The 19,218-nt window shown below is 63.2% G+C and carries 18 protein-coding genes; 7 read left to right on the top strand and 11 right to left on the bottom strand.

Features of this window, described 5'->3' with window-relative positions:
* The first annotated feature begins 248 nt into the window (after positions 1-248).
* Positions 249-641 (top strand): hypothetical protein, encoded by a 393-nt coding sequence (locus tag U5A67_RS12810; RefSeq protein WP_205987001.1) that lies wholly within the window; start codon positions 249-251, stop codon positions 639-641.
* A 160-nt stretch (positions 642-801) separates the two neighbouring features.
* On the opposite strand, the gene U5A67_RS12805 is transcribed toward U5A67_RS12810, so the two are convergent.
* Positions 802-2,217 carry a 3-deoxy-D-arabino-heptulosonate 7-phosphate synthase gene (locus U5A67_RS12805; RefSeq protein ID WP_321814977.1) on the bottom strand — a complete coding sequence of 472 codons (1,416 nt, stop codon included), beginning with the start codon at positions 2,215-2,217 and terminating at the stop codon, positions 802-804.
* 188 nt (positions 2,218-2,405) lie between these two features.
* On the opposite strand from U5A67_RS12805, the gene U5A67_RS12800 reads away from it, so the two are divergent.
* The gene (locus U5A67_RS12800) at positions 2,406-2,903 is read left to right on the top strand and encodes a YbaK/EbsC family protein (RefSeq protein ID WP_321814866.1); all 498 of its coding nucleotides are present in this window, start codon (positions 2,406-2,408) and stop codon (positions 2,901-2,903) included.
* On the opposite strand, the gene U5A67_RS12795 is transcribed toward U5A67_RS12800, so the two are convergent.
* Positions 2,894-4,123 carry a CynX/NimT family MFS transporter gene (locus U5A67_RS12795; protein ID WP_321814867.1) on the bottom strand — a complete coding sequence of 410 codons (1,230 nt, stop codon included), beginning with the start codon at positions 4,121-4,123 and terminating at the stop codon, positions 2,894-2,896. The genes U5A67_RS12800 and U5A67_RS12795 overlap by 10 nt on opposite strands.
* 312 nt (positions 4,124-4,435) lie before the next feature.
* On the opposite strand from U5A67_RS12795, the gene U5A67_RS12790 reads away from it, so the two are divergent.
* Complete coding sequence (locus U5A67_RS12790) at positions 4,436-5,587, top strand: MFS transporter (protein WP_321814868.1); 1,152 nt, start codon at positions 4,436-4,438, stop codon at positions 5,585-5,587.
* Positions 5,588-5,624: 37 nt separating this feature from the next.
* Here the strand turns inward: U5A67_RS12790 and U5A67_RS12785 are convergent, their stop codons facing one another.
* The 4 genes from U5A67_RS12785 to U5A67_RS12770 form a co-directional block, all read right to left on the bottom strand.
* Complete coding sequence (locus U5A67_RS12785) at positions 5,625-5,768, bottom strand: hypothetical protein (RefSeq protein WP_321814869.1); 144 nt, start codon at positions 5,766-5,768, stop codon at positions 5,625-5,627.
* A 15-nt stretch (positions 5,769-5,783) separates the two neighbouring features.
* Complete coding sequence (locus U5A67_RS12780) at positions 5,784-7,259, bottom strand: bifunctional 3-(3-hydroxy-phenyl)propionate/3-hydroxycinnamic acid hydroxylase (protein ID WP_321814870.1); 1,476 nt, start codon at positions 7,257-7,259, stop codon at positions 5,784-5,786.
* A gap of 120 nt (positions 7,260-7,379) precedes the next feature.
* Entirely contained in the window at positions 7,380-8,318 is a 939-nt protein-coding gene (locus U5A67_RS12775; RefSeq protein ID WP_321814871.1) for a VOC family protein, read from the bottom strand.
* A gap of 55 nt (positions 8,319-8,373) precedes the next feature.
* Positions 8,374-9,249 carry a fumarylacetoacetate hydrolase family protein gene (locus U5A67_RS12770; RefSeq protein ID WP_321814872.1) on the bottom strand — a complete coding sequence of 292 codons (876 nt, stop codon included), beginning with the start codon at positions 9,247-9,249 and terminating at the stop codon, positions 8,374-8,376.
* Positions 9,250-9,414: 165 nt separating this feature from the next.
* Between U5A67_RS12770 and U5A67_RS12765 the strand changes: the two genes are divergently transcribed.
* Positions 9,415-10,143, top strand: coding sequence for a TetR/AcrR family transcriptional regulator (locus tag U5A67_RS12765; RefSeq protein WP_321814873.1), 729 nt, complete (start codon positions 9,415-9,417; stop codon positions 10,141-10,143).
* 8 nt (positions 10,144-10,151) lie between these two features.
* Here U5A67_RS12765 and U5A67_RS12760 read toward each other — a convergent pair whose 3' ends face one another.
* Together U5A67_RS12760 and U5A67_RS12755 are read right to left on the bottom strand one after the other, a co-directional pair.
* The gene (locus U5A67_RS12760) at positions 10,152-10,796 is read right to left on the bottom strand and encodes a glutathione S-transferase family protein (RefSeq protein ID WP_321814874.1); all 645 of its coding nucleotides are present in this window, start codon (positions 10,794-10,796) and stop codon (positions 10,152-10,154) included.
* Positions 10,797-10,895: 99 nt separating this feature from the next.
* Positions 10,896-12,044, bottom strand: coding sequence for a porin (locus U5A67_RS12755; protein ID WP_321814875.1), 1,149 nt, complete (start codon positions 12,042-12,044; stop codon positions 10,896-10,898).
* Between the two features lie 119 nt (positions 12,045-12,163).
* On the opposite strand from U5A67_RS12755, the gene U5A67_RS12750 reads away from it, so the two are divergent.
* Positions 12,164-12,337: a hypothetical protein gene (locus tag U5A67_RS12750; protein WP_321814876.1), complete on the top strand. Its 174-nt coding sequence runs from the start codon at positions 12,164-12,166 to the stop codon at positions 12,335-12,337.
* A 31-nt stretch (positions 12,338-12,368) separates the two neighbouring features.
* Here U5A67_RS12750 and U5A67_RS12745 read toward each other — a convergent pair whose 3' ends face one another.
* The 3 genes from U5A67_RS12745 to U5A67_RS12735 form a co-directional block, all read right to left on the bottom strand.
* On the bottom strand, positions 12,369-12,938 hold the full coding sequence (locus tag U5A67_RS12745; RefSeq protein WP_321814877.1) for a thioredoxin: 570 nt from the start codon (positions 12,936-12,938) through the stop codon (positions 12,369-12,371).
* Between the two features lie 80 nt (positions 12,939-13,018).
* Positions 13,019-14,899: a tannase/feruloyl esterase family alpha/beta hydrolase gene (locus U5A67_RS12740; protein WP_321814878.1), complete on the bottom strand. Its 1,881-nt coding sequence runs from the start codon at positions 14,897-14,899 to the stop codon at positions 13,019-13,021.
* Between the two features lie 126 nt (positions 14,900-15,025).
* The gene (locus tag U5A67_RS12735) at positions 15,026-15,700 is read right to left on the bottom strand and encodes a TetR/AcrR family transcriptional regulator (protein ID WP_205986989.1); all 675 of its coding nucleotides are present in this window, start codon (positions 15,698-15,700) and stop codon (positions 15,026-15,028) included.
* 327 nt (positions 15,701-16,027) lie between these two features.
* Here U5A67_RS12735 and U5A67_RS12730 point away from each other — a divergent pair, with 327 nt between their 5' ends.
* Both U5A67_RS12730 and U5A67_RS12725 read left to right on the top strand, forming a co-directional pair.
* On the top strand, positions 16,028-17,587 hold the full coding sequence (locus tag U5A67_RS12730; RefSeq protein ID WP_321814879.1) for a DHA2 family efflux MFS transporter permease subunit: 1,560 nt from the start codon (positions 16,028-16,030) through the stop codon (positions 17,585-17,587).
* A gap of 43 nt (positions 17,588-17,630) precedes the next feature.
* Positions 17,631-19,199 (top strand): efflux transporter outer membrane subunit, encoded by a 1,569-nt coding sequence (locus U5A67_RS12725; protein WP_415767821.1) that lies wholly within the window; start codon positions 17,631-17,633, stop codon positions 19,197-19,199.
* The last annotated feature ends 19 nt before the right edge of the window (positions 19,200-19,218 follow it).

The raw sequence follows: 19,218 nt of genomic DNA, 5'->3' as shown, positions 1-19,218 counted from the left end.
GATATCGGCGCATGGTGTTTTTTTAAAATGAAATGGCGCACCGGTGCCGGCTATTCCGGTCGTTCGGGCATGCGCAAACGTTTTTATCGGCTCGATGATGTTTTATTCTGACGAATGATTTTCGTGCCTGATTGAAGAGATGTTGCAAGCGCGTGCGCGCTCAGGCCCGATCGGCCTCAAGTTACAATGGATTGCGCCGTTATTGCGTTGCGTATCATCTCGATCACCTTATCTGCCCGGAGCCGGAATTGAAGCGTATTGCCCTGAGCCTGAGCTGTTGCCTTTGCGTTGCCGCCTTGGCTTACGCTCCGGCGGGCGTTGGCGCCACGCTGGGCAATGACGCGGGTTGCTCGGGCAGTCTCGCGTTTCCGAATTGCATCGATGCTTCCGGCAATAATTACTCGGTGCAGCATTTCGGCAATACGGCGCCCGTGAACGAAAAACCGCCGATGACAGGCGGCGCATCCGATCGCGTGCCGACCACCATCGGCAGTTCGACCTACGTCAGCGGCGTGGCGGCGGACGGCGCAACCTGGAATGAAAGCGTGACCGATTATGGCAATGGTACGCGCACGATTTCAGGCATGGACGGCAACGGGGTGGTTTATACCCACTATTGCACCTTGAACGGCTGCAATTGAATCGCGCCCATTCACGCACCATGCCTGCGTGATTCAAATGGAAGAATGGCGAGTGAGTTTAAACGCGGCGTGCAATGGGTTGTTTCGTATTCCTGTGCGACGCGCGCAGTGATTCCGTTCAGTGATTCCGTTCTGCGACTGCGTTCAGGTTCGATCGCTTTTAAGGTAACGCGCGAATGGCGGCGGCGAGATCGTCCGTATGCACCATGAGATCGCGCACCTGGACCAGCATCGGATATTGATTCAATACCGAATGCCAGTGCGGCGATTCCAGCAGCGCCTGCCAGACGGGTTCGAGCGCGTGCGCATTGGCGTGCTGGCGCTCGGCCAGCGCGTTCGCGAAGCTGACGCTCGTTTGCGCCGATAACAACTGCATGCGGCTGGCTGCGCCCAGCAGGCGCGGCGGCATTTCGGCGGGGGCGTCGCAGCAGTACAGCACGGCGTCGCGCAAGGCCGCATCGTCGGTGGACAGCGCGTGCAGCGACGCGCCGTTGAGTTTCACGGTGCCTTGCTGCGTTTCGAACGCGTAGACACTGTCCACGTTGGCGTGCGCGAGCAGGCGCAGGCCGCGCAACAGGCGAGGGAGATCGGTCGTCGCGGCATCGACGGATGCTTTCGCTTCCAGCAGCAGGCGCACATTCCAGGGCGCGGCGTCTGCGCCTTCGCCGTCCAGCCTGGCGCGTTCGAGCAGCACGGCATCCCATTCGGTTTTGGCGCGCTCGTGGCTGCCGGGAATGGCCGAGGGCACGCGCATCGACGTCACGACGCGAAACTGCTGGCCGCTCGCATCGACATCGTTGAGCCGCGTGGCGAGCGCGTCGAGCGCCTGCATCGCCAGCATTTCGACGGCCGCGCCGCGCTGCTGCGAACGCGTGCCTTGCGCAATGGCCTGGGCGCTGCCGGGACGCGGGCCGTTGCGATCGAGCAGCGAACGGTACTGGCGCACGTGTTCGTTCGCCGCGAGCGCATCGAGGCGCAGCAGATGCGCAAGCGCCGGGTTCTCCGCAAGCTTGACGATGTCGCGTTGCAAGGTGGCCGATGCCGCGATGGCGGGTGCGTTGCGCAACGTGGCCAGGGTTTGCGCCAGTGCGGGCCATGCCGCCTGCGCGGCGGCGGCCTGCAGTTGCGCGAGCGCGTCGCGTTGCGCGCCGGGCGTCAGGCGCTGCAGCTTTGCGGGATGGGCGATGGCGTTGACGCCGGCGTGGATCGCGCGCCGGTCGTGGTCGGCTTCCGTGGCCAGCGCCGCGTATTCGCGCACCAGCGCCTCGCGATGGCGCAGAACCGTGGCCTGCAGCGTGGCATCGCCGCCTTCCTCGCGCATCGCGTGGCGAATCATCTGCGCGAGCGCGTCGATGAAGGTGTGCCGGATCGCAGTGTCCGGCGTATGCCCCGCGGCGAGCGCTTCGCGGGCCGCTTCGATCGAGACGGCGAGCCGGGTCGCCGGGCTGTGGCCGTCGGTCAGCGCCGAGGCGGTGGCCAGCGGCGGCAGGCGATAACGCCGGTCGACGCGGCGCAGCGTTTCGTCGAGCAACGGGGGCAAAGGTGGCAGCGGCGGCAGCAATGAGGGCAGCGGCATTCTGGGGCGCACGTTAATTCCGGCAAGGACCGTGAAGCCGGAAACTGAACGATGATATAAGAATCGTAAGTTTCAGGGCCCCAAGGGGCACGAGCCTTCAAGGTTACAGCAGATACGCCAAACCTTTCGAAACAACGTGCAGCCGGGGCCTTTCTTCAACCTGTCGAAAGTCGCGAGCGAAAGTCTGGATGCTGAATACCGCCGATCTGCTTGATCTGCTCAATACCTGCGGCGACCCCGTCGAGGTGCGCGCGCACGACGCCGTAGTCAGCGTCGAGGCATTTCTCGCGCTGGATCTCGGGCTGGAAGGCGTGATCTGCAAGAACCTGCTGATACGCGATAAGCGCGGGCTCTACTTACTGGTTGTACGCGCAACCAAAAGTCTCGACCTGAAGGCGCTGGCGGGCGCGCTGGGCACGTCGCGGCTGTCGTTTGCCGATGCGGCGCATCTGGAGCATCAACTCGGCACCTGGTCGGGCGCGCTCAGTCCGCTCGCGCTGGCCAATGACCCGGACAACCAGATCGAACTCGTGATCGAAGCGGCATTGCGCGCCGAGCGCCGCGTGTTGTTTCATCCGCTCGACAATGCCGTGACGGTCTCGCTGACGATGCAAACGCTGGAGCACTTCTGCGAACGCATCGGTCATGCGGCTCGCTGGGTCGAGGTGCCCGAGCGTCAGCGCTGATCTTCGATAAAGCCGTGACGGGTTGCGGCGAAGCCCGCGATGCCGATCAGCACGCCGGTGGCGGCCATGAGCCAGCACGGCACGAGCCAGCCGCCGCTGAACGCAAACAGCTTGCCGGTCACCCACGGTCCCGCCGATGCGATCAGATAACCGCTTGCCTGCATGACGCCGCTCAGCGCGGTGGTGCCGCTTTCGGTGCGGCTGCGCAGATTGATGAGCGTGAGGCCGATGGTGATCGCCATCGCGCCCAGGCCCGCCGGAATCACCCAGAGCAGCGCCAGTTGCGGAAAGTAGGCAAGACCCAGCGTGCCGATGACCGTGCAGGCCGCCGCGACGATCACCACGCGCTCGGGCCGCCGGGTCGTGGCGAGCAGATTCGGCACGACGAGATTGTGCGCGAGCCCCACGAGACTGTAGAGCGCGAGCATCGCGCCCGCGTGGGCGGGGGCGACGTGCGCGGTCTGCACCAGCATCGTCGGCAGCCACGCGAGCAGGGCGTACATCACCCACGCGCCGCCCGCGAATACGACGACGAGCGCCCAGGTCTGCGGCCAGCGTAACGCGCGCCGTGTGAGGTCGGGGTCGCGCGCGCCTTGCACGGCCGTTTGCGGCCGATGCAGCACGAGCCAGGGCAGCGCGGCGATCACGGCCAGCAGCGACCATGCGCCGACCGAAAAACGCCAGCCGAACAGATGCGCGACGGGCACCGCGAGCAGCGAGGGCGCCGCCGCCCCGACCGCCGACATGATGCAGTAAGCCGCCGTCGTCGCGCCTACGCGGCCCGGCAGGTAGCGCTTGATCGTCGCGGGCAGCAGTACGTTGGCCATGCCCATGCCGCCGAGCGCCATCAGCGAAAACAGGCCCAGGCTCCAGACCGAACCGGAGAGCCACGCGCGGCCCAGATCGCCCGCGCTGACCAGCAGCATGGCGAGCGCGATGCCGCGCTCCAGGCCGAGCCGCCGGTTGATTGCCGGCGCGCAGCATCCGAATACCGAAAACGCCAGCGCCGGCAGCGAGCCGAGCACGCCCTGGGCTTGCGGCGAAACCAGATAGCTCTTGCCGATGAGGTCGTAGATCGGCGACAGCGCGGCAACGGCGGCCCGCAGGTTGGCGGCAACCAGCAGGATGCCGGCGACGGCGATCAGGCTGCGGGCCGTGTAGGGCGTGGCGGCGGGCTGGGGCGCCGCGTTTGCCGCGGGCGGGAGAGTGCGGGTATCCATCGTCGGTATTGCCTGGCCGGGCGGGGGCGTCCCGGTTTTCGTGCTGAAGCCCGCAGTGTAGATAATTAACCAAGTAGTTACTGATAGGGGTTTACGTGAGGCGATTTTATTGCCGCGAAGTCACGCAATAGAGCATTGCAAAAGCGTTAATAAACAGGGTGTTTGGCGGTTCGTGAGGTATCGCGGATTTGCGGTTTTTATAGCCTCGATTAACTATTTGGTGATAAATGAACTGCGTGCGGGCGGGCCTCGAAAGGACGCGCACTCGCCCCTGTTAAGCTGCTGCTTTCCTTCAACGAGCGGATCGCCCACGTGCGCCCATTCAATGCCGTCGTCATGCTGATGGGTGTACTGCTGGCATCGGCCGGCTACGGGGCGACGTTTCTCTTTTCGATGCATGTGCGTCTGGCCGGCGGCACGGATTTCCAGACCGGTGTGGCGCTGGCGGGCGCGGCGCTCGGCACCTTGACCGGTGTGCCGCTCACGGGCTGGGCCGTGCGCCACTGCGGCGCGGCGCGCATGGCGGCGCTGGCGTCGTTAGCGGTGGGCGCGGGCGTGGCGAGTTTCGCCTTGACGGGGCGGCCCGGCGCGATCGATGCGCTGCCGGGTTTTCTCGTCGGACTGGGTTGGGGCGCCTTCTGTCTGGCCGCGCCGATGGCGCTTGCCGAGCGCACCAGCGACGCCGATCGCGGCCTCTGGTTCCTGCGTTTCGCGACCGTGCAGATGACGGGTATCGGCGGCTGTCCGGCGCTGGCCGCGTTGGCGATCCGCTGGTGGCGCGTGCCGCTCGACGCGTTGCTCTTCGGCATCGGCGCGCTGTGCGTGATTGCCGCGATGTTGCTCGAAGCGTTCGGGCAGCTTGCGCACGTACAGCCGCAGCGCGATAGCTGGCTGCGCAGCATCGGTGCGGTGGCGCGCACGTCTGCGGTGTATCCGGTCGTCATCATCGCGCTGGGCGGCTGCGTGTTTTCCGGGCTGATGACATTTCAGATGTCGCTGGTGCACGGCACGCAGGCGCAGGCGGGCACGTTTTTCAGCGTCTATACGATCACCGTCGTGGCGACGCGCTGGCTGCTTTCGCGTCTCGTGGCGAGGTTGAGGCCGCAAACCGCCACCAAAGTCCTGCTCGCGATGATGGTGCTGGGCAGCGGCGCCATGTTTGCCGTGCCTTATCACGCGTGGTTTCAGGCGATATCGGCGGTATTGCTGGGCACCGGTTACGGGCTGGCTTATCCGATCGTGCAGTTGCAGGCCGTCAACGATTCGATCGCCGCGCATCGGCGTGCTGCGCTCACCTGGTTCGTTGCCGCGTATTTTGTGGGCGCGTTCGGTTTTCCGGCGGTGGGCGGCTGGGTGCTGGTGCACGGCGGCAAGAGCGCGCTGCTCGTGCTGATCGCCGCGTGCGGGTTACTGGCGCTCGCGCTCGCGGTGTGGCGCGACCGGCGCAGGCTGATGGTGGCGTGAGGCGACGCGCGGTCTGCACGCCGCCTGTTTTCGCGTCTTATACCATCGTGCTTTGCTGGGCTTCGCACGCATCGTCTGCTTGAGCGAGATCCATATTCGCGATCAGTTTCGCGATGAGTGCGTTGACCTCTTCCGGCGTACGTGCTGCGCCAAATACATAGTAGTCCGGACGAACGATCACGATCTTCGCATCGTGCTACGCGAAGAACCGCTGATATTTTCCGCTGAGATCGTAGAGCACGCGATCGGCCACGATCTTCGATTCGTCACACGTCACGCCGACCGTGTGTGCACCCAGCACGTCAAGCGCCGCGCGCGAGGCATCGTCCAGCCAGTGCTGCGGATCGACGTCCAGCCCGATGACCTGAAAACCGGTTGGCACCGCGTCGTCGAAACGCATCGTGCGGCCCCGGTTGCGCACCTGACCGTGGACGCCCAATTGCCCGGCGATACCGCCATCGGCGCTATTCTGCGTGTGCACGATGAGGCCGTCGGTGAGGCCGGGGAAGGGCGGCAGCGGCGGCACGTTGCCGCCCAGATACGCGGCGTCGCGCTGGGCCGCCTTGACGGGGTCCGAGGTGCAGACCACTTGACCCATGGCGATCGACGCGTCGATCACCGCGCGCACCTGCGGGCGGCGCTCGGGCGTGTAGCCATCGAGCAGCGACGGCGGCGCGATATCGCGTAGCACCAGATCGAATCGCCAGGCGAGATTCCATGCGTCGCGCAGACCCGAACACATGCCCTGACCCATGAACGGCGGCATCTGGTGTGCGGCGTCGCCGGCGATCAGCACGCGGCCACGGCGCCAGTTATCGGCGATCAGCGAGCGGAACGTATAGAGCGCGTAGCGCACGAGCGTGGCCTGTTCGGGGCCCACCCACGGCGCAAGCAACTCCCAGACTTTCTCCGGTTGCTGCATCGCTTCGCGGCTTTCGTGCGGCAGCCGCATGAATTCCCAGCGCCGATAACCGGGACCGCCTGGCACCATGGTCGTCGGGCGTTGCGGATTGCACCACTGGCCGATGTCGGGTACGTCCAGTTTCACGCCGTCATGCGGTTTCAGATCGATGACCAGCCAGTCCTCCTGGAAGCCCAGATCCTCGAAGTCGATACCCACGGTCTTGCGCACGAAACTGTTGGCGCCATCCGCGCCGATCACATATTTCGCCTTGACCGTTTGCGTTTCGCCACTGCGCGTGACCTTGCCGTCCTGCATCGTGATGCGTTCGAGCGTCAGTTCGCAATGATCGGCGTGCTGGTGCAGTTCGATGGCTTCCCAGCCTTGATGAACCGAAACCGTCGGCAGCGCTTTCGCGCGGCGGTCCAACAGCGCTTCGAGCGAAGGCTGATTGAACAGATAACCCACCGGCCCATCGCTGATCGATTCCGACGACCAGTCGATTTCCACCAGCGTTTTCCAGTCGGCGTTGAACCACTGATAGGTTGCCGAAGGCTGTGAAATCGATTCGACATCCTGACCAATACCCATAGCATGAAACATGCGACGGATTTCGTGATCATGAAAGACTGCGCGTGGCAGCGGATAGAGCGACGGCCAGCGGTCGTACACCGCCACCTTGTAGCCGCGCTGCCCGAGCAGAATGGAAAGCGTTTGCCCAACGGGACCGTAACCGACGACGACCACATCGAGAATGTTCCGGGAAGCCATAGTGTTCACCTTCAAACGAGCGAGTGATGCCCTGGCCGCCGGCGGGGCCGGCAGCCATGAGTCTGTGTCTGATGAAAATACCGCGTTGCTACGGGGCGCTTTTGCGTCGGTGGTCAGCGATCAAGCGGTCAATTCCGTATTGCGGATGAAGTTGTCGGGGACGGCGGGGCCCCAGAGATAAAGCGAATCTTCCGGATCGTAATCGCCGGCCGGCCATTGCGCGCCTGCGGAAACGAAGTCGATATCCGCGGAGTATTCGCAGAACGAGCCCCACGGGTCTTCAACGTAGTGGAAGTAGTTGGAGCCAAGCACGTGACGGCCCGTGCCCCAGCCCTTCGTATAGCCCGCTGCGGCCATCTGCGCAGCGCCTTCGCCGACGCTGTTGACGTCATCGACATCCCAGGCCGCGTGATGCCAGCCGCGCGCGCTGCTTTTCGCGAACGCCACGAGATGATGGTCGCTGCCGTGCGGCGCATGCGTGAAGGCGATCAGGTCCTGCGATTTGTCCGAGAGACGCAGCCCGAGCGTGGCGTGATAGAAGTCCAGCGCGCGCAGCACATCGGGCGTGAAAAGCAGCACATGCGAAAGCCTGCGCGGATGCACGGTCTGCGCCTGCGAACGCGTGTGCGAGCCGCGCGTATCGGCGGGACTGCCGTCGAGATGGCACAGTGTCTTTGCCGACGGACTGGTCTTGGGCCCGACCTTCACCTGGAGCAGATTGCCGTCCGGATCGCGGAACCAGAAACCGTCGCTGCTGCGATCGTGCAGCACCGTGCGGCCGGTGGCGGCGACCTGGGCGTAGAGCGCATCGAGATCCGCCGCGTAGGCGTTGAAGGACAGATACGCGAGCGACTTGTGATCGGCAGCAAGAATGCGCGCCCAGCGATGCCCGTCGGCCGCATAGAGCGCGAGTTCCGGCGCGCTGCCGCCATCGCGCTCGACGCGCAGACCGAAGCTGCGGAAGAAGCGTTCGGCTTCGTCGATAGAGGGCACGTTGAGCGCGAAATGATCGATCGAATGGATGCTCGCGCGGCCGCGACCGGCCTCGTTTTCAGGCATGTTTGTCTCCTTCATGTCGCCCGCGCGGCTGGCGGGCGGTCTGCGGTTTCGATGCTCAGCGTGCCGCGCGATCGCTCGCACGCGTGTTCACACTCTCGTCCGCAATCACGTTGCGCAACGTGCCGATTTTTTCGACCGTGACTTCGCAGACATCGCCGGCCTTCATCAGCAGTTTCGGCTCGCGCGCCCAGCCGATACCCGCCGGCGTGCCAGAGACGATCACGTCGCCCGCTTCGAGCGTGATGGCCTCGCTGATGATGCTGATGAGGCTTGCCACGTCGAACACCATTTCATCCGTGCTGGCCGATTGCACGACCTGACCGTTGAGGCGCGTTTCGAGGCGCAGGCCCTTCGCGCCGGGCGGCAATTCATCGGCGGTGACGAGATCGGGGCCGAAGGCGCCGGTGCCGTCGAAGTTCTTGCCAACGGTCCATTGCGGCGTCTTGAACTGATACTCGCGCACCGATCCGTCGTTGAAGAGCGAATAGCCGGCCACGTGCGAGAGCGCGTCGCCTTTGTCGATATGACGTCCGCTCTTGCCGATCACCACGGCGATTTCGCCTTCGTAGTCGAGGCCCGCGCAGTCCGTCACGCGCGGGCGGATCATCGGCTGATCGTGGGCGATCAGGCTGGTCGCGACGCGGAAGAACAAGGTGGGGTAGTCGGGCTGCGCGTAATGGCTTTCGGACGTGTGATCCGAAAAATTCAGGCCGACGCAGAGGATCTTGGGCGGACGCGAAAGCGGCGGAAGCAGGGTGACGTCGGCGAGCGCGACACGCTCGTCGGTGGCCTGTTCGCGTGCGTAATCGACGAGATTCACGCCGCGCGCGAGCAGCGCTTCAAGCGTCTCCTCGCCGATGATCCTGATCTGCTCGCCCTCGCGCACTCCAAGTGCCGCCTTGCCATTCCGCTCAAAACTTACCAGTCGCATTTCCTGCCTCCGAACATTGCTGGGGGTCGATTCCCGTTGATTTGACGTTTTCGTCAATTCGTATACTAGGCGTTTTGACAAAATCGTCAACTAGATTAGATTCAGGACAAACCCTAGAATGCTGGGGAGCCAATCGAACGTGAATCGCACGTCAATCGCACGCACATGGATGCTTCAGAAGAGAACTATCAAACCCGCGTGGGCGCCGCGCGCCGCGAGAAAACGCGTAATCGCCTGATTGAAACGGCGCTGGGCGTGTTCGCGGAGAAAGGCCCGGACCTGCCCCTCATCGACGATTTCATTGCGGCGGCGGGCGTGGCGCGGGGCACGTTCTACAACTACTTCCGCACGACCGGCGAACTGCTCGTGGCCGTCGCGGGCGAGAGCAGCGATCAGGTGCTGGGCGTGATCGATCCGCTCGTGCTGGCCGAGGCGGACCCGGTGCGGCGGCTGGTCGTGGGTTCGCGGCTCTACATGACGATGGCGGCGCGCTATCCGCTGTGGGGCGCGTTTATTACGCGCGTGGGGACGCGGCGCGGCTCGCGCGGCCGTCTGCTCGACGAATACCTGACGCGCGATCTGCAACTGGCGATCGATTCGGGACGCTTGCGCGTGAGCCACGTGAGCGTGGCGCGCGATATCGCGCTGGGCGCGATCATGTATGGGATCGAGACGCTGCTATCGGGCGACGCGCCAGTGGACTACACCGAGCAGGTGATGTTCACGTTATTGCTGGGTTTTGGCGCGAAAGAGGATGAGGCGCACGCGCTGGCATTCGCGCCCATTGCCGATTGCGGCGAACCGCAGGGCGCGATCTTCGAGAAAGACCCGATGCATGCGCAGGATGCATCGGATCGAACGAATCAAGCGGATCAATCCGAACAACCCGAATAATCAGCGGATTAAATCCACGGATGCTCGAGACCTTCCGTGCGCAAGGCGCGCTGAACGGCCGGGCGTTCCAGCACCTGCTGCAGATACGACGCCAGACGCGGACGCAGTCGCGCAGGTTGCGAGAACTGCCGCGTCCAGCGGCACAGCATCAATGCATAGGGATCGAGCACGCTGTAGTGCGCGCCCAGAAACCACGGGCCGCCGCTCGTTTGCAGCTGGTTTTCCAGTTGATCCAGTAAAAGCGCGATCTTCGCTTCGGCGTGCGCCTGGACCTGTTTTGCGCCATCGGCATTGCCCGCATCCACCCAACGTTCCGGGTAGAAGTAGGCAATCAACGTTGCCTGAAACGTATTGGTCAACCACATCAGCCACATATAAAACTGCGAGCGTTCGGGCGTGCCGAATGCGGGCGCGAGTTGTGTCTGCGGGAATTTATCGGCGAGATGCAGGCAGATTGCGGCGGTTTCATAAAGCACGAGATCGCCATCGATCAAGACGGGAATCAGGCCATTCGGATTGAGTTTGAGGTACTCCGGCGACTTGTGCTTATCCTGCGTGCGGTCCACCAGCGCGAGTTCGAATGGCTGGCCAATTTCCTCAAGCACGAAATGAGGCGCCATGCTCGCATTGCTGGGGTAGTAGAACAGCTTCATGGGCATTTCCCTTCTGATCGTTGTGGTCGAACGAAGTGATTGTGCCGCAGCTTGCCCGCGTAGCGTCTCATTTTTGTCGGGATCGGGAATCGACGTCGATCAGAATCGCGTGCGCAATCCCACTGTGGCGACCACCTGCGTAGCCGTGGACGAAGTGCCGCCCGCCGTATCGATGAACGCAACATAATGCGCGCCCGTCACGTGTTGATAAATGCCTTCGAGATACACATCGGTGCGCCGCGAAAACGAATACACGAGTTGCGTGTCGATCTGCTGCCACTTTGGATTGACCGAATACGAGCGGGTATCCGAAACATGGCCATCGGTATAAACGAATGCGAGCCCGAGTTTTAAACGACTCGCAAGCGGATACTGTCCATTGAGTTCGTAGTTATCGAAACTCACGTGGCCGCCGGTCGAACCGAAAGCGGTGCTGCCTTCGAACTGGCTATGCGAATAGACAAAAGCCAGCGACGCGCCATTCACGTCATAGCGAATCGCGCCTGCCGCCACGCGCTGCACGTCGGCGGCGAGCGTGAAACCGCCCACGCCGTTTGCCGCCGATTCGGTGATATCGACCGCGCCGCTGCCCGTCGCGCCGCCCGCGTGATCGATCTGCAGATAGCCCGCGCCCAGACTCAAAGGCCCGTTCGCGTAGCTTGCGCCCGCGCTCCACGCGCGATTAGCGTTAAAGCTCGTACTGTTCGAGAACGCGTAAAGACCGCCAAATTGCAGGCCCCCGACGTTTGGGCTTGCGTATTTCACGGCATTGCTGAAGCGCAGGGAATCGGCGAGATTGTCGTTGTCGAAGGGGTGCGCAAAACTCGTCTTGCCAAACGACCCGGCTTCGGCGGAAAGCGGCGCGACGTAATCGACCACCGAATCGTACTGGCGGCCCACGGCGGCGAAGCCATAGCGTTCGCTCGTCAGGCCAACCCACGCTTCACGGCCGAACAGCCGGTTGTCCTGGCCGAGCTTGCCGTTTTGCGCGTTGAAGCCATTTTCGAGCACGAAGACGGCCTTGACGCCATTGCCCAGCGATTCGCGGCCGCGAATGCCGAAGCGGCTGCCGTTGATGGTGCCGCTGGTGGCCTGAAATAGCGCGCCGTGCGCGCCGCTCTTGCTCACGTTGTTGGTGTACATGAGACCGGCGTCGATCAAGCCGTACAGCGTGACCGAGTTTTGCGCGAAGGCGGAAGACGAAAGCAATGCGGCGGCGAGTGCGCCAATCAGATTGGTTGTTTTCAAGTGAAACCCCTGTATGCGTCAATCGAACCTTGCGAACTGCGAGGTTCGACCGATGCTAGGGAGGGGTTTGCACTTCGCTAACGAATGGGTTGCGAAAAGCTCAGCGCACGCGCGCTGCTATGCAATTCACGCTGGCGGGATTAGGTTTTTCGCGGCTTCGCTGCTGGAATAAGGAAGCGGATAAAACCTTATGCATCAGCTATTTCGATGCAATACCTCAGCGCGGCAAGCACGCGCGAATGACGCTGTCGTCACATATCGAAGGCCCATTATTTGGCTTTGCGGAAGACTGAATTCCGCTTCGTACGTGGCGAAATACGCACGTTAGCGCAGGCGCGCGGCCCACGCGGAAACTTCATCGCCGCTGCTGATTTTCGGATCGACAATACCGTCGATCATGAAGGTCGGCGAAACATGGATGCCGTTCTGGCGCGCGTATTTCGCGTGCCATTTCACTTCGGTGTCGAGACCCGGAATCGCGAATGCCTCGCGCAATGCAAGGCCGCTATAGCGCTCGATACGCGCGATGATGTCGTTGGGCGTGGCGTCCATGTTCGGGCCGCTGCAATGGCGCTCGAATTCGAATTCCTCGCGATGCGCGGCCACGGCGGCCATGACCGCTTTCGCGTTTTCCTTGCCGCCCGGCAGCGTCGAAGCTGCGAGAATGCAGCGCACGATCACGCCCGAAAACATGTGCCACGACTGCGATTGCAGGCGGATTTTCACGGTGATGCGATCGGCGCCGGCCGTTTCCAGCAGGGCGTCGAGCTTGCCGAACGCGCGCACCGAGTACGGGCAGGTCGGTTCGAGAAAGACTTCGAAAACGCGCGGGCCGTGGCCCCAGGTGAGCGGGTCGGCGCGCCAGGCGGGCGTGGTGGATTCGGCTTGCGTCATGGTGATGTCCTGATGTTGCGGATGATGGAATGCAGTCGGATCAGGCGAATGTATGCACGCGCCTGATCCGGCAATTCGACTTATTGCGGCAGCGGGAAGATCTGATCGTCACGCACCACGTATTGCTTCTGGAAGCCGGGGCGCAGCATGAATGCGCCGTACCAGTCGATCTTCGCGGGTTCCTTTGCGGGGCTTGGCGCCGGACCGTAGCTGGACGCGCTGGCGGGATCGCCCTTGCCGAGATAATGCGCAATCTGCGGGAACGGATAGATCGGCCGGCTCGCCAGCGCAGGCTGATTCGCAATCGCGACAGGCGGCAGCGCGGCGTGTGCGCCCATGCCGCCGCCCCGGCCGTCGCTGCCGCCTTGCGGACCTTGCGGGCCCTGTCCATCCATCGGCGGCGCGCCGTGCGGCATGCCAGCGCCGCTGGCCGGAGGCGGACCGCCGAAGCCGCCCGCGCTGGCCGCGATGCGTTCCGCACGCAGGCTGGCCGGTGCGGTGCCGTGTTCGACCCAGTTCATCAGCGGGCTCAAGGTATCGACTTGCGCGAAGCCGTCGCCGCCACCGCAATGCCCCACGCCCGGAATCATGAAGAGGCGCAGGAAGCGATCCGTTGCGCCCGCACCCATTTCGGCCTGCACGGCGCGATAGTAGGCGATGGAGATCATCGGCGCGATCGAGAAGTCGGCCCAGCCGTGCCACATGATGAGCTTGCCGCCATGCGCGGAAAACGCTCGCAGATCGGGGTTGGTCGCATCATTGAGCGGATGCAGTTCCTGCATGCGCGTGAACTGTTCCGTGGTGAACGGGAAGGTGGTGGCGCTCGATTCGGCCTGCGAGGGCACCAGGTTGACCACCGGAACCATGCCGCTGAACAGCGCTGCGGACATCACGTGCGCGCCGCTATTGGCGTCGCGCGGCACGAACGATCCCCACATCATCTCCGAACCGGGTTCGAGGCCGCCAGGCAGGAAGCGATGGCCGGCGGCATCGGTCGGGCCGGTGTAGATCTTCTGCGCGACCGACCATTCGGCGGGCGTCAGGCATTGCTGCGTGTTGCTTGCGCCGGGCTTGCATGCCACCCAGCTTTGTTGCACGTGACACGTGCGCGGATCGCTGAGCAGGCCATCTTTCACGCCGTCGAGCGTGTCGCAATGCGCAATCACCGCGTCGTGCAGCACGCGCAGTTTCGGCGCGAGCAGGATGGGCTTGCCGTCGCTGCCGCGATTGGCTGCGACCGTCCACGCGTGGAAGAACGAGTTCTGGATCTGGAATAGCATCGCGGGAGCGCCGGCCGAAATGCCGTCGAAGTCGTCGGGATAGCGTTGCGCTTCCATCAAGGCTTCGCGGCCGCCATCCGAGCAGCCCGAGAAGTAGGCGTAACGCGGCGCGACGCCGTAGAACGCGCGCATCAGCGCTTTCGAGGCCAGTGCCGTGAGGTGATTCGCGCGATAAGCGAAATCGATACGCTTTTGCGGATCGGCTGCGAATGCGCCTTCGTCGGGCGCGCCCATGCGGCCGGTGTGGCCCATGTCGGTCGCGGCCACGGCGAATTCGCCGTCGAGCGCGGGGCGGCAGTCGCCTGCATTGCCGATGCTGGCATTGATCATGCCGCACAGGCCGCCGCAACCGGCCTGCAGATAGCGTTGCGTCCACTTGCTGGCGGGCAGGTCGAGCTTGAAGCCGATCGCAGGTTCGATCGTGCCGCTTACTTCGCAGAACTCGTCCTGAGCGGTGCTCACGCGTCGGGTTTCGATCGAGACGGGCGCGCCGACGGCGGCGTCGAGCTTCGTTTGCGCAAGCGCTTCACAGCTTTGCACGGGCGCCACGACAGGCAGGGTGACGCCGGGATCGGCAAAAGCCGGCGCGGCGCGTAACAGTGCGAGCGCCGCCAGCGCGCAAAGCGCCAGAGCCAGCGCAATCGTGCGCCGGGTAAGGGAATATAAGGAAAATGCGTTCATCGCGAGAACCGGGTTTCGTGAACCCGTGTTCTTAGCATCTTTTACGCTTCGATGGTCGTAACGAGACCCATCGATTAATGAAATCGATCGGTCGATAAACAAAAGACATGGGTATCGACCGGCTGCTTACGCAGCAGGTTCACGCTTGACGAAGGCCAGCGCGAAGGTTTGCACGGCCGCGTCCACCCAACGGTCGATCTGCGCATCGGAAGGCCGCGAGTCGGGGTGCGTGATGCATTCCAGTTGTGCCTCGCCGCGCACGATGCTGATGAAGAGATTCGCCGCCGTGGTGTAGCCCACGGCCTGCACATCGATCTGGCCGCGTGCGGCCGCGCGCTCCAGAAATTGCCCGACGATGCTCGCGACCACCTCGGGCCCGGCCGCATAAAACGTGCGCCCCAGTTCAGGAAAGCGCCCCGATTCCGCGACGATCACGCGAAAAAGAGCGAGCCCCGTCGGCGAAACAATCAGGCTGAGATAGGCGCGTGCGAGTTTGGTGAGCGAGCGCGTGATGTCGTCGGACTCGAACTCCATATGACGCAGCGAATTGGCGAACTGGCCGCATTCGCGCTGGATCACGGCTGCGAACAGCGCTTCTTTCGTCGGCCAGGCCGCGTAGACGGTGGACTTCGAGACCTGCGCCTCGCGCTGGATCATGTCGGTCGTGGCCGCGCTGAAGCCGTGCGCCAGAAACACATCGCGTGCGGCGTTAAGCACGGTGTCGGCCTTGCTGGCTGCAGGGGCGGAATCGGTATTGCGGGGGCGGCGCGCCGGTGCGCCGGATGCCTTGAGCGTCGCCATATTTTTAGAGTGAATTGCGAAAACGGTGTCGCGGGATCGTAACACAGCAGCGCGGCCGCACTCGCAGACAAACGCGCCGCTACCCGCGACTGTACCGATCGGTTCGATTTTCGTTGACTCGGCCGGGATGTCCTTTTATCATGCGATACCGATCGGTACTGAACAACCGTTTCGATCATCCCCTTTTTAGAGATCTGGCTGCCGCGCAAGCGTGCCGACCGGTCTCGTATTGGGCGGATAGCGCAGGTTCACGCGGCCGCGCACATCAATTTAATCAGGATTGCAAATGAATCAGGACTTGGGAACGCAAACGTTCCGGGGTGCGCAATGAGCCCGCAAGGCGCCGCTCACGCGCCGCCGCCGCCATTGACCGGCGGCCGTCTCGCGCTGGGCACGCTCGCCGTGGCGCTCGCGACCTTCATGAACGTGCTCGATTCGTCGATTGCGAACGTTGCCATTCCCACCTTGTCGGGCAGCCTGGGCGTGTCGGTGGACGAGGGCACGTGGGTCATCACGGTCTTCGCGGCGGCGAATGCGGTGTCGATTCCGCTGACTGGCTGGCTCACGCAGCGGCTCGGCCAGATTCGCCTGTTCGTGGGCGCGATCGTGCTGTTCACCATCGCTTCGTGGCTGTGCGGAATGGCGCCCAATCTGCCGATCCTGCTGGCCGCGCGCGTGTTTCAGGGCCTGACGGCGGGACCGCTGATTCCGATGTCGCAGGCCATCCTGCTCAGTTCCTGGCCGAAGCAGAAGTCGTCGACGGCGCTGGCGCTCTGGGCGATGACCGCGACGGTGGGGCCAATCGCAGGACCATCGCTGGGCGGCTGGATCACGGATAGCTATAGCTGGACGTGGATCTTCTACATCAATATTCCCGTGGGTATTTTCGCGGCCGTGGCGACGTGGATGATCTACCGCACGCGCGAAACGCCCACCCGCAAGCCGCCAATCGATCTGGTCGGGCTGGGGCTGCTGGTTGCGTGGGTCGGCACCTTGCAGGTGATGCTCGATAAAGGCAAGGACCTCGACTGGTTCCATTCGCCCGTTATTGTTGGACTGACGATTGCCGCTCTGGTCAGTTTCGCGGCCTTCGTAATCTGGGAATTGACCGAGGAACATCCGATCATCGATCTGCGCCTGTTCGGCCAGCGCAATTTCCTGGGCGGCACGATTGCGATTTCGATTGCGTATGGCGTGTTCTTCGGCAATCTCGTGTTATTGCCGCAATGGATGCAGGAATATCTGGGCTATCGCGCGGTGGATGCGGGTCTCGTGATTGCGCCCATCGGCATCTTTACGGTGCTGCTTTCGCCGGTGATTGCCAAGGTATTGCCGCGCTCGGATGCGCGCCTGATCGCAACGCTGGCGTTCATTGGTTTTGCTGCGGTGTTCTGGATGCGCTCGAATTACATCGTCGATATCGATACGTATCACCTCGTCGTGCCCACGTTGCTGCAAGGCATTCCGATGGCGATGTTCTTCGTGCCGCTCACCGCGATCATTCTTGCCGGACAGCCGCCGCAAAAGATCCCGGCGGCAGCGGGGTTGTCGAATTTCGCCCGTGTGTTTTGCGGCGCGGTGGGCACCTCGCTGGGCGCCAACGAATGGTACGACCGCACGGTGGTGCATCACGCGCGCCTCACGGAACAGGCGGTCCCGGAAAACCCGGCCTTCACGCAGTTCATCGACTTTCTCGGCAAAACGGCGCACTTCGATACCGCGACGGCGCACACGGTTTTCGGACAACTCGTCGATACCCAGGCGGCGATGCTGGGTTTGAACGACGTGTTCTGGATTTCAGCGGTGATCTTTATCGCGATCATTCCGCTTATCTGGATCACGCGTGCGGGCAAGTCAGAAGGCGGCGCCGATTCGGCGGCGCATTGAGCCTGTTTCAGGACATCGCTCCAATACGATCATCAGGACAAGCATGAATAGCGTTTCAATCCTCCGCCCGCGTACTCCAATGCGTACCCTGGCGATTGTAGTTGCTTGCACAACGGTATCGCTGATGGCCGGTTGTGCGAACTACGCCGGCATCAAGAGCGACAAGACGCTCGCGCAGCCGCAGCAGTTCGAATCTTCGCAGAGCATTCCGGCGCAGGGCGGACAGTGGCCCTCGCTCGACTGGGCGCAGCAGTTCGGCGACCCGCAACTGCCGAAGCTGATCGACGAAGCGCTCGACGGCAACCCGAGCATTGCGCAGGCGCAGGCGCGTATCGCCAAGGCGTCGTCCTATATCGATACGTCGAAGGCTGCGCTCGCGCCCAAGGTCAACGCGAGCTATTCGTGGACGCGCGAGTTGTATTCGTCGAATGCCTTGTATCCGAGCCCGTACGGCGGTAGCTGGTATAGCGAAAACAATGCGCTCGCCAGCGCGTCGTGGGATCTGGATCTGTGGGGCAAGAACCGTCAGCGTCTGGCGCAGGCTGTTTCGTCGCAGCGCGCGGCCCAGGCCGATATGGAACAGGCGCGTATTACGCTCGCGGCGTCGGTCGCGCGCACGTATAACCAGCTTGCGCAGCTTTATTCGCTGCGCGATATCGCCGCGCGCGAAATCGATAATCGCAAGACCATCGGCACGATTACGAATGGCCGCGTGGCGGCGGGACTGGATACCAACGTCGAGCGTCAGACCGCCAACGGCAATATCGCCACGAGCCAGGGCAATCTCTCGCAACTCGACGGCCAGATCGAAAGCGTGCGCTATCAACTGGGCGCGCTGCTCGGCAAGGGCCCGGATCGCGGCTTGCAGATTGCAAAACCGGTGCTGAACCCAGTCGCGCAAATTGCGTTGCCGGATAACCTGCCTGCGGATCTGGTGGCGCGTCGTCCCGATATCGTCGCCGCGCGCTGGCAGGTCGAAGCCGCGATGCACGACGTCAAGGAAGCCAAGGCCGAGTTCTATCCCGATGTGAATCTCGCCGCAGGCTTTGGTTTCGATGCCTTCGGCTGGGGCAAATTCCTCAATTTCACGAGCCGCCAGATGAGCATCGGCCCGGCCGTGCATCTGCCGATCTTCGATGCAGGCGCATTGCGCGCGCAATTGAAAGGCCGTTACGCCGACTTCGATCTGGACGTGGCGAACTACAACCAGACGCTTATCACTGCGTTCCAGGACGTGGCCACGACCGTGTCGTCGATCCGCTCGGCGGACAAGCAACTGGTCGACGCGCAGAACGCGCTCGACGCTTCTACGAAGGCTTATCAGCTTGCGGTGATCCGCTATAAGGCCGGTTTGTCGGAGCAGTTGCAGGTGCTCAATGCAGACCAGAATCGTCTTGCTTCCGAGCAGACGGTAGCGAGCCTCAAGGCACAGCGCGTCGACCAGCAGATGGCGCTGATCAAGGCACTGGGCGGCGGCTTTGACGCGCATGACGCGCACGACGTCAATCTCGTTGCGCCCGCACAGATCGGCAGCGACGCGAAAGGGGCGAACGGTGCGCCGTGGACCGGCGCGCGCGTTGAAACCGCAGCCAGCCATCCGTCGCAACCATAAAACGAAATCGCACAAGAGA

The sequence above is a fragment of the Paraburkholderia sp. J69-1 genome (assembly GCF_905220255.1).
Lineage (GTDB): Bacteria > Pseudomonadota > Gammaproteobacteria > Burkholderiales > Burkholderiaceae > Paraburkholderia.
This window is presented reverse-complemented; position numbering and strand designations above follow the sequence as displayed.

Excerpts from the sequence above, each read along its gene's own strand:
- U5A67_RS12795 (WP_321814867.1), bottom strand. The coding sequence starts at position 4,123 with ATGGATACCCGCACTCTCCCGCCCGCGGCAAACGCGGCGCCCCAGCCC.
- U5A67_RS12765 (WP_321814873.1), top strand. The coding sequence starts at position 9,415 with ATGGATGCTTCAGAAGAGAACTATCAAACCCGCGTGGGCGCCGCGCGC.
- U5A67_RS12770 (WP_321814872.1), bottom strand. The coding sequence starts at position 9,249 with ATGCGACTGGTAAGTTTTGAGCGGAATGGCAAGGCGGCACTTGGAGTG.
- U5A67_RS12750 (WP_321814876.1), top strand. The coding sequence starts at position 12,164 with ATGCAATTCACGCTGGCGGGATTAGGTTTTTCGCGGCTTCGCTGCTGG.
- U5A67_RS12730 (WP_321814879.1), top strand. The coding sequence starts at position 16,028 with ATGAGCCCGCAAGGCGCCGCTCACGCGCCGCCGCCGCCATTGACCGGC.
- U5A67_RS12740 (WP_321814878.1), bottom strand. The coding sequence starts at position 14,899 with ATGAACGCATTTTCCTTATATTCCCTTACCCGGCGCACGATTGCGCTG.
- U5A67_RS12735 (WP_205986989.1), bottom strand. The coding sequence starts at position 15,700 with ATGGCGACGCTCAAGGCATCCGGCGCACCGGCGCGCCGCCCCCGCAAT.
- U5A67_RS12800 (WP_321814866.1), top strand. The coding sequence starts at position 2,406 with ATGCTGAATACCGCCGATCTGCTTGATCTGCTCAATACCTGCGGCGAC.
- U5A67_RS12805 (WP_321814977.1), bottom strand. The coding sequence starts at position 2,217 with ATGCCGCTGCCCTCATTGCTGCCGCCGCTGCCACCTTTGCCCCCGTTG.
- U5A67_RS12745 (WP_321814877.1), bottom strand. The coding sequence starts at position 12,938 with ATGACGCAAGCCGAATCCACCACGCCCGCCTGGCGCGCCGACCCGCTC.
- U5A67_RS12780 (WP_321814870.1), bottom strand. The coding sequence starts at position 7,259 with ATGGCTTCCCGGAACATTCTCGATGTGGTCGTCGTCGGTTACGGTCCC.
- U5A67_RS12775 (WP_321814871.1), bottom strand. The coding sequence starts at position 8,318 with ATGCCTGAAAACGAGGCCGGTCGCGGCCGCGCGAGCATCCATTCGATC.
- U5A67_RS12760 (WP_321814874.1), bottom strand. The coding sequence starts at position 10,796 with ATGAAGCTGTTCTACTACCCCAGCAATGCGAGCATGGCGCCTCATTTC.
- U5A67_RS12725 (WP_415767821.1), top strand. The coding sequence starts at position 17,631 with ATGAATAGCGTTTCAATCCTCCGCCCGCGTACTCCAATGCGTACCCTG.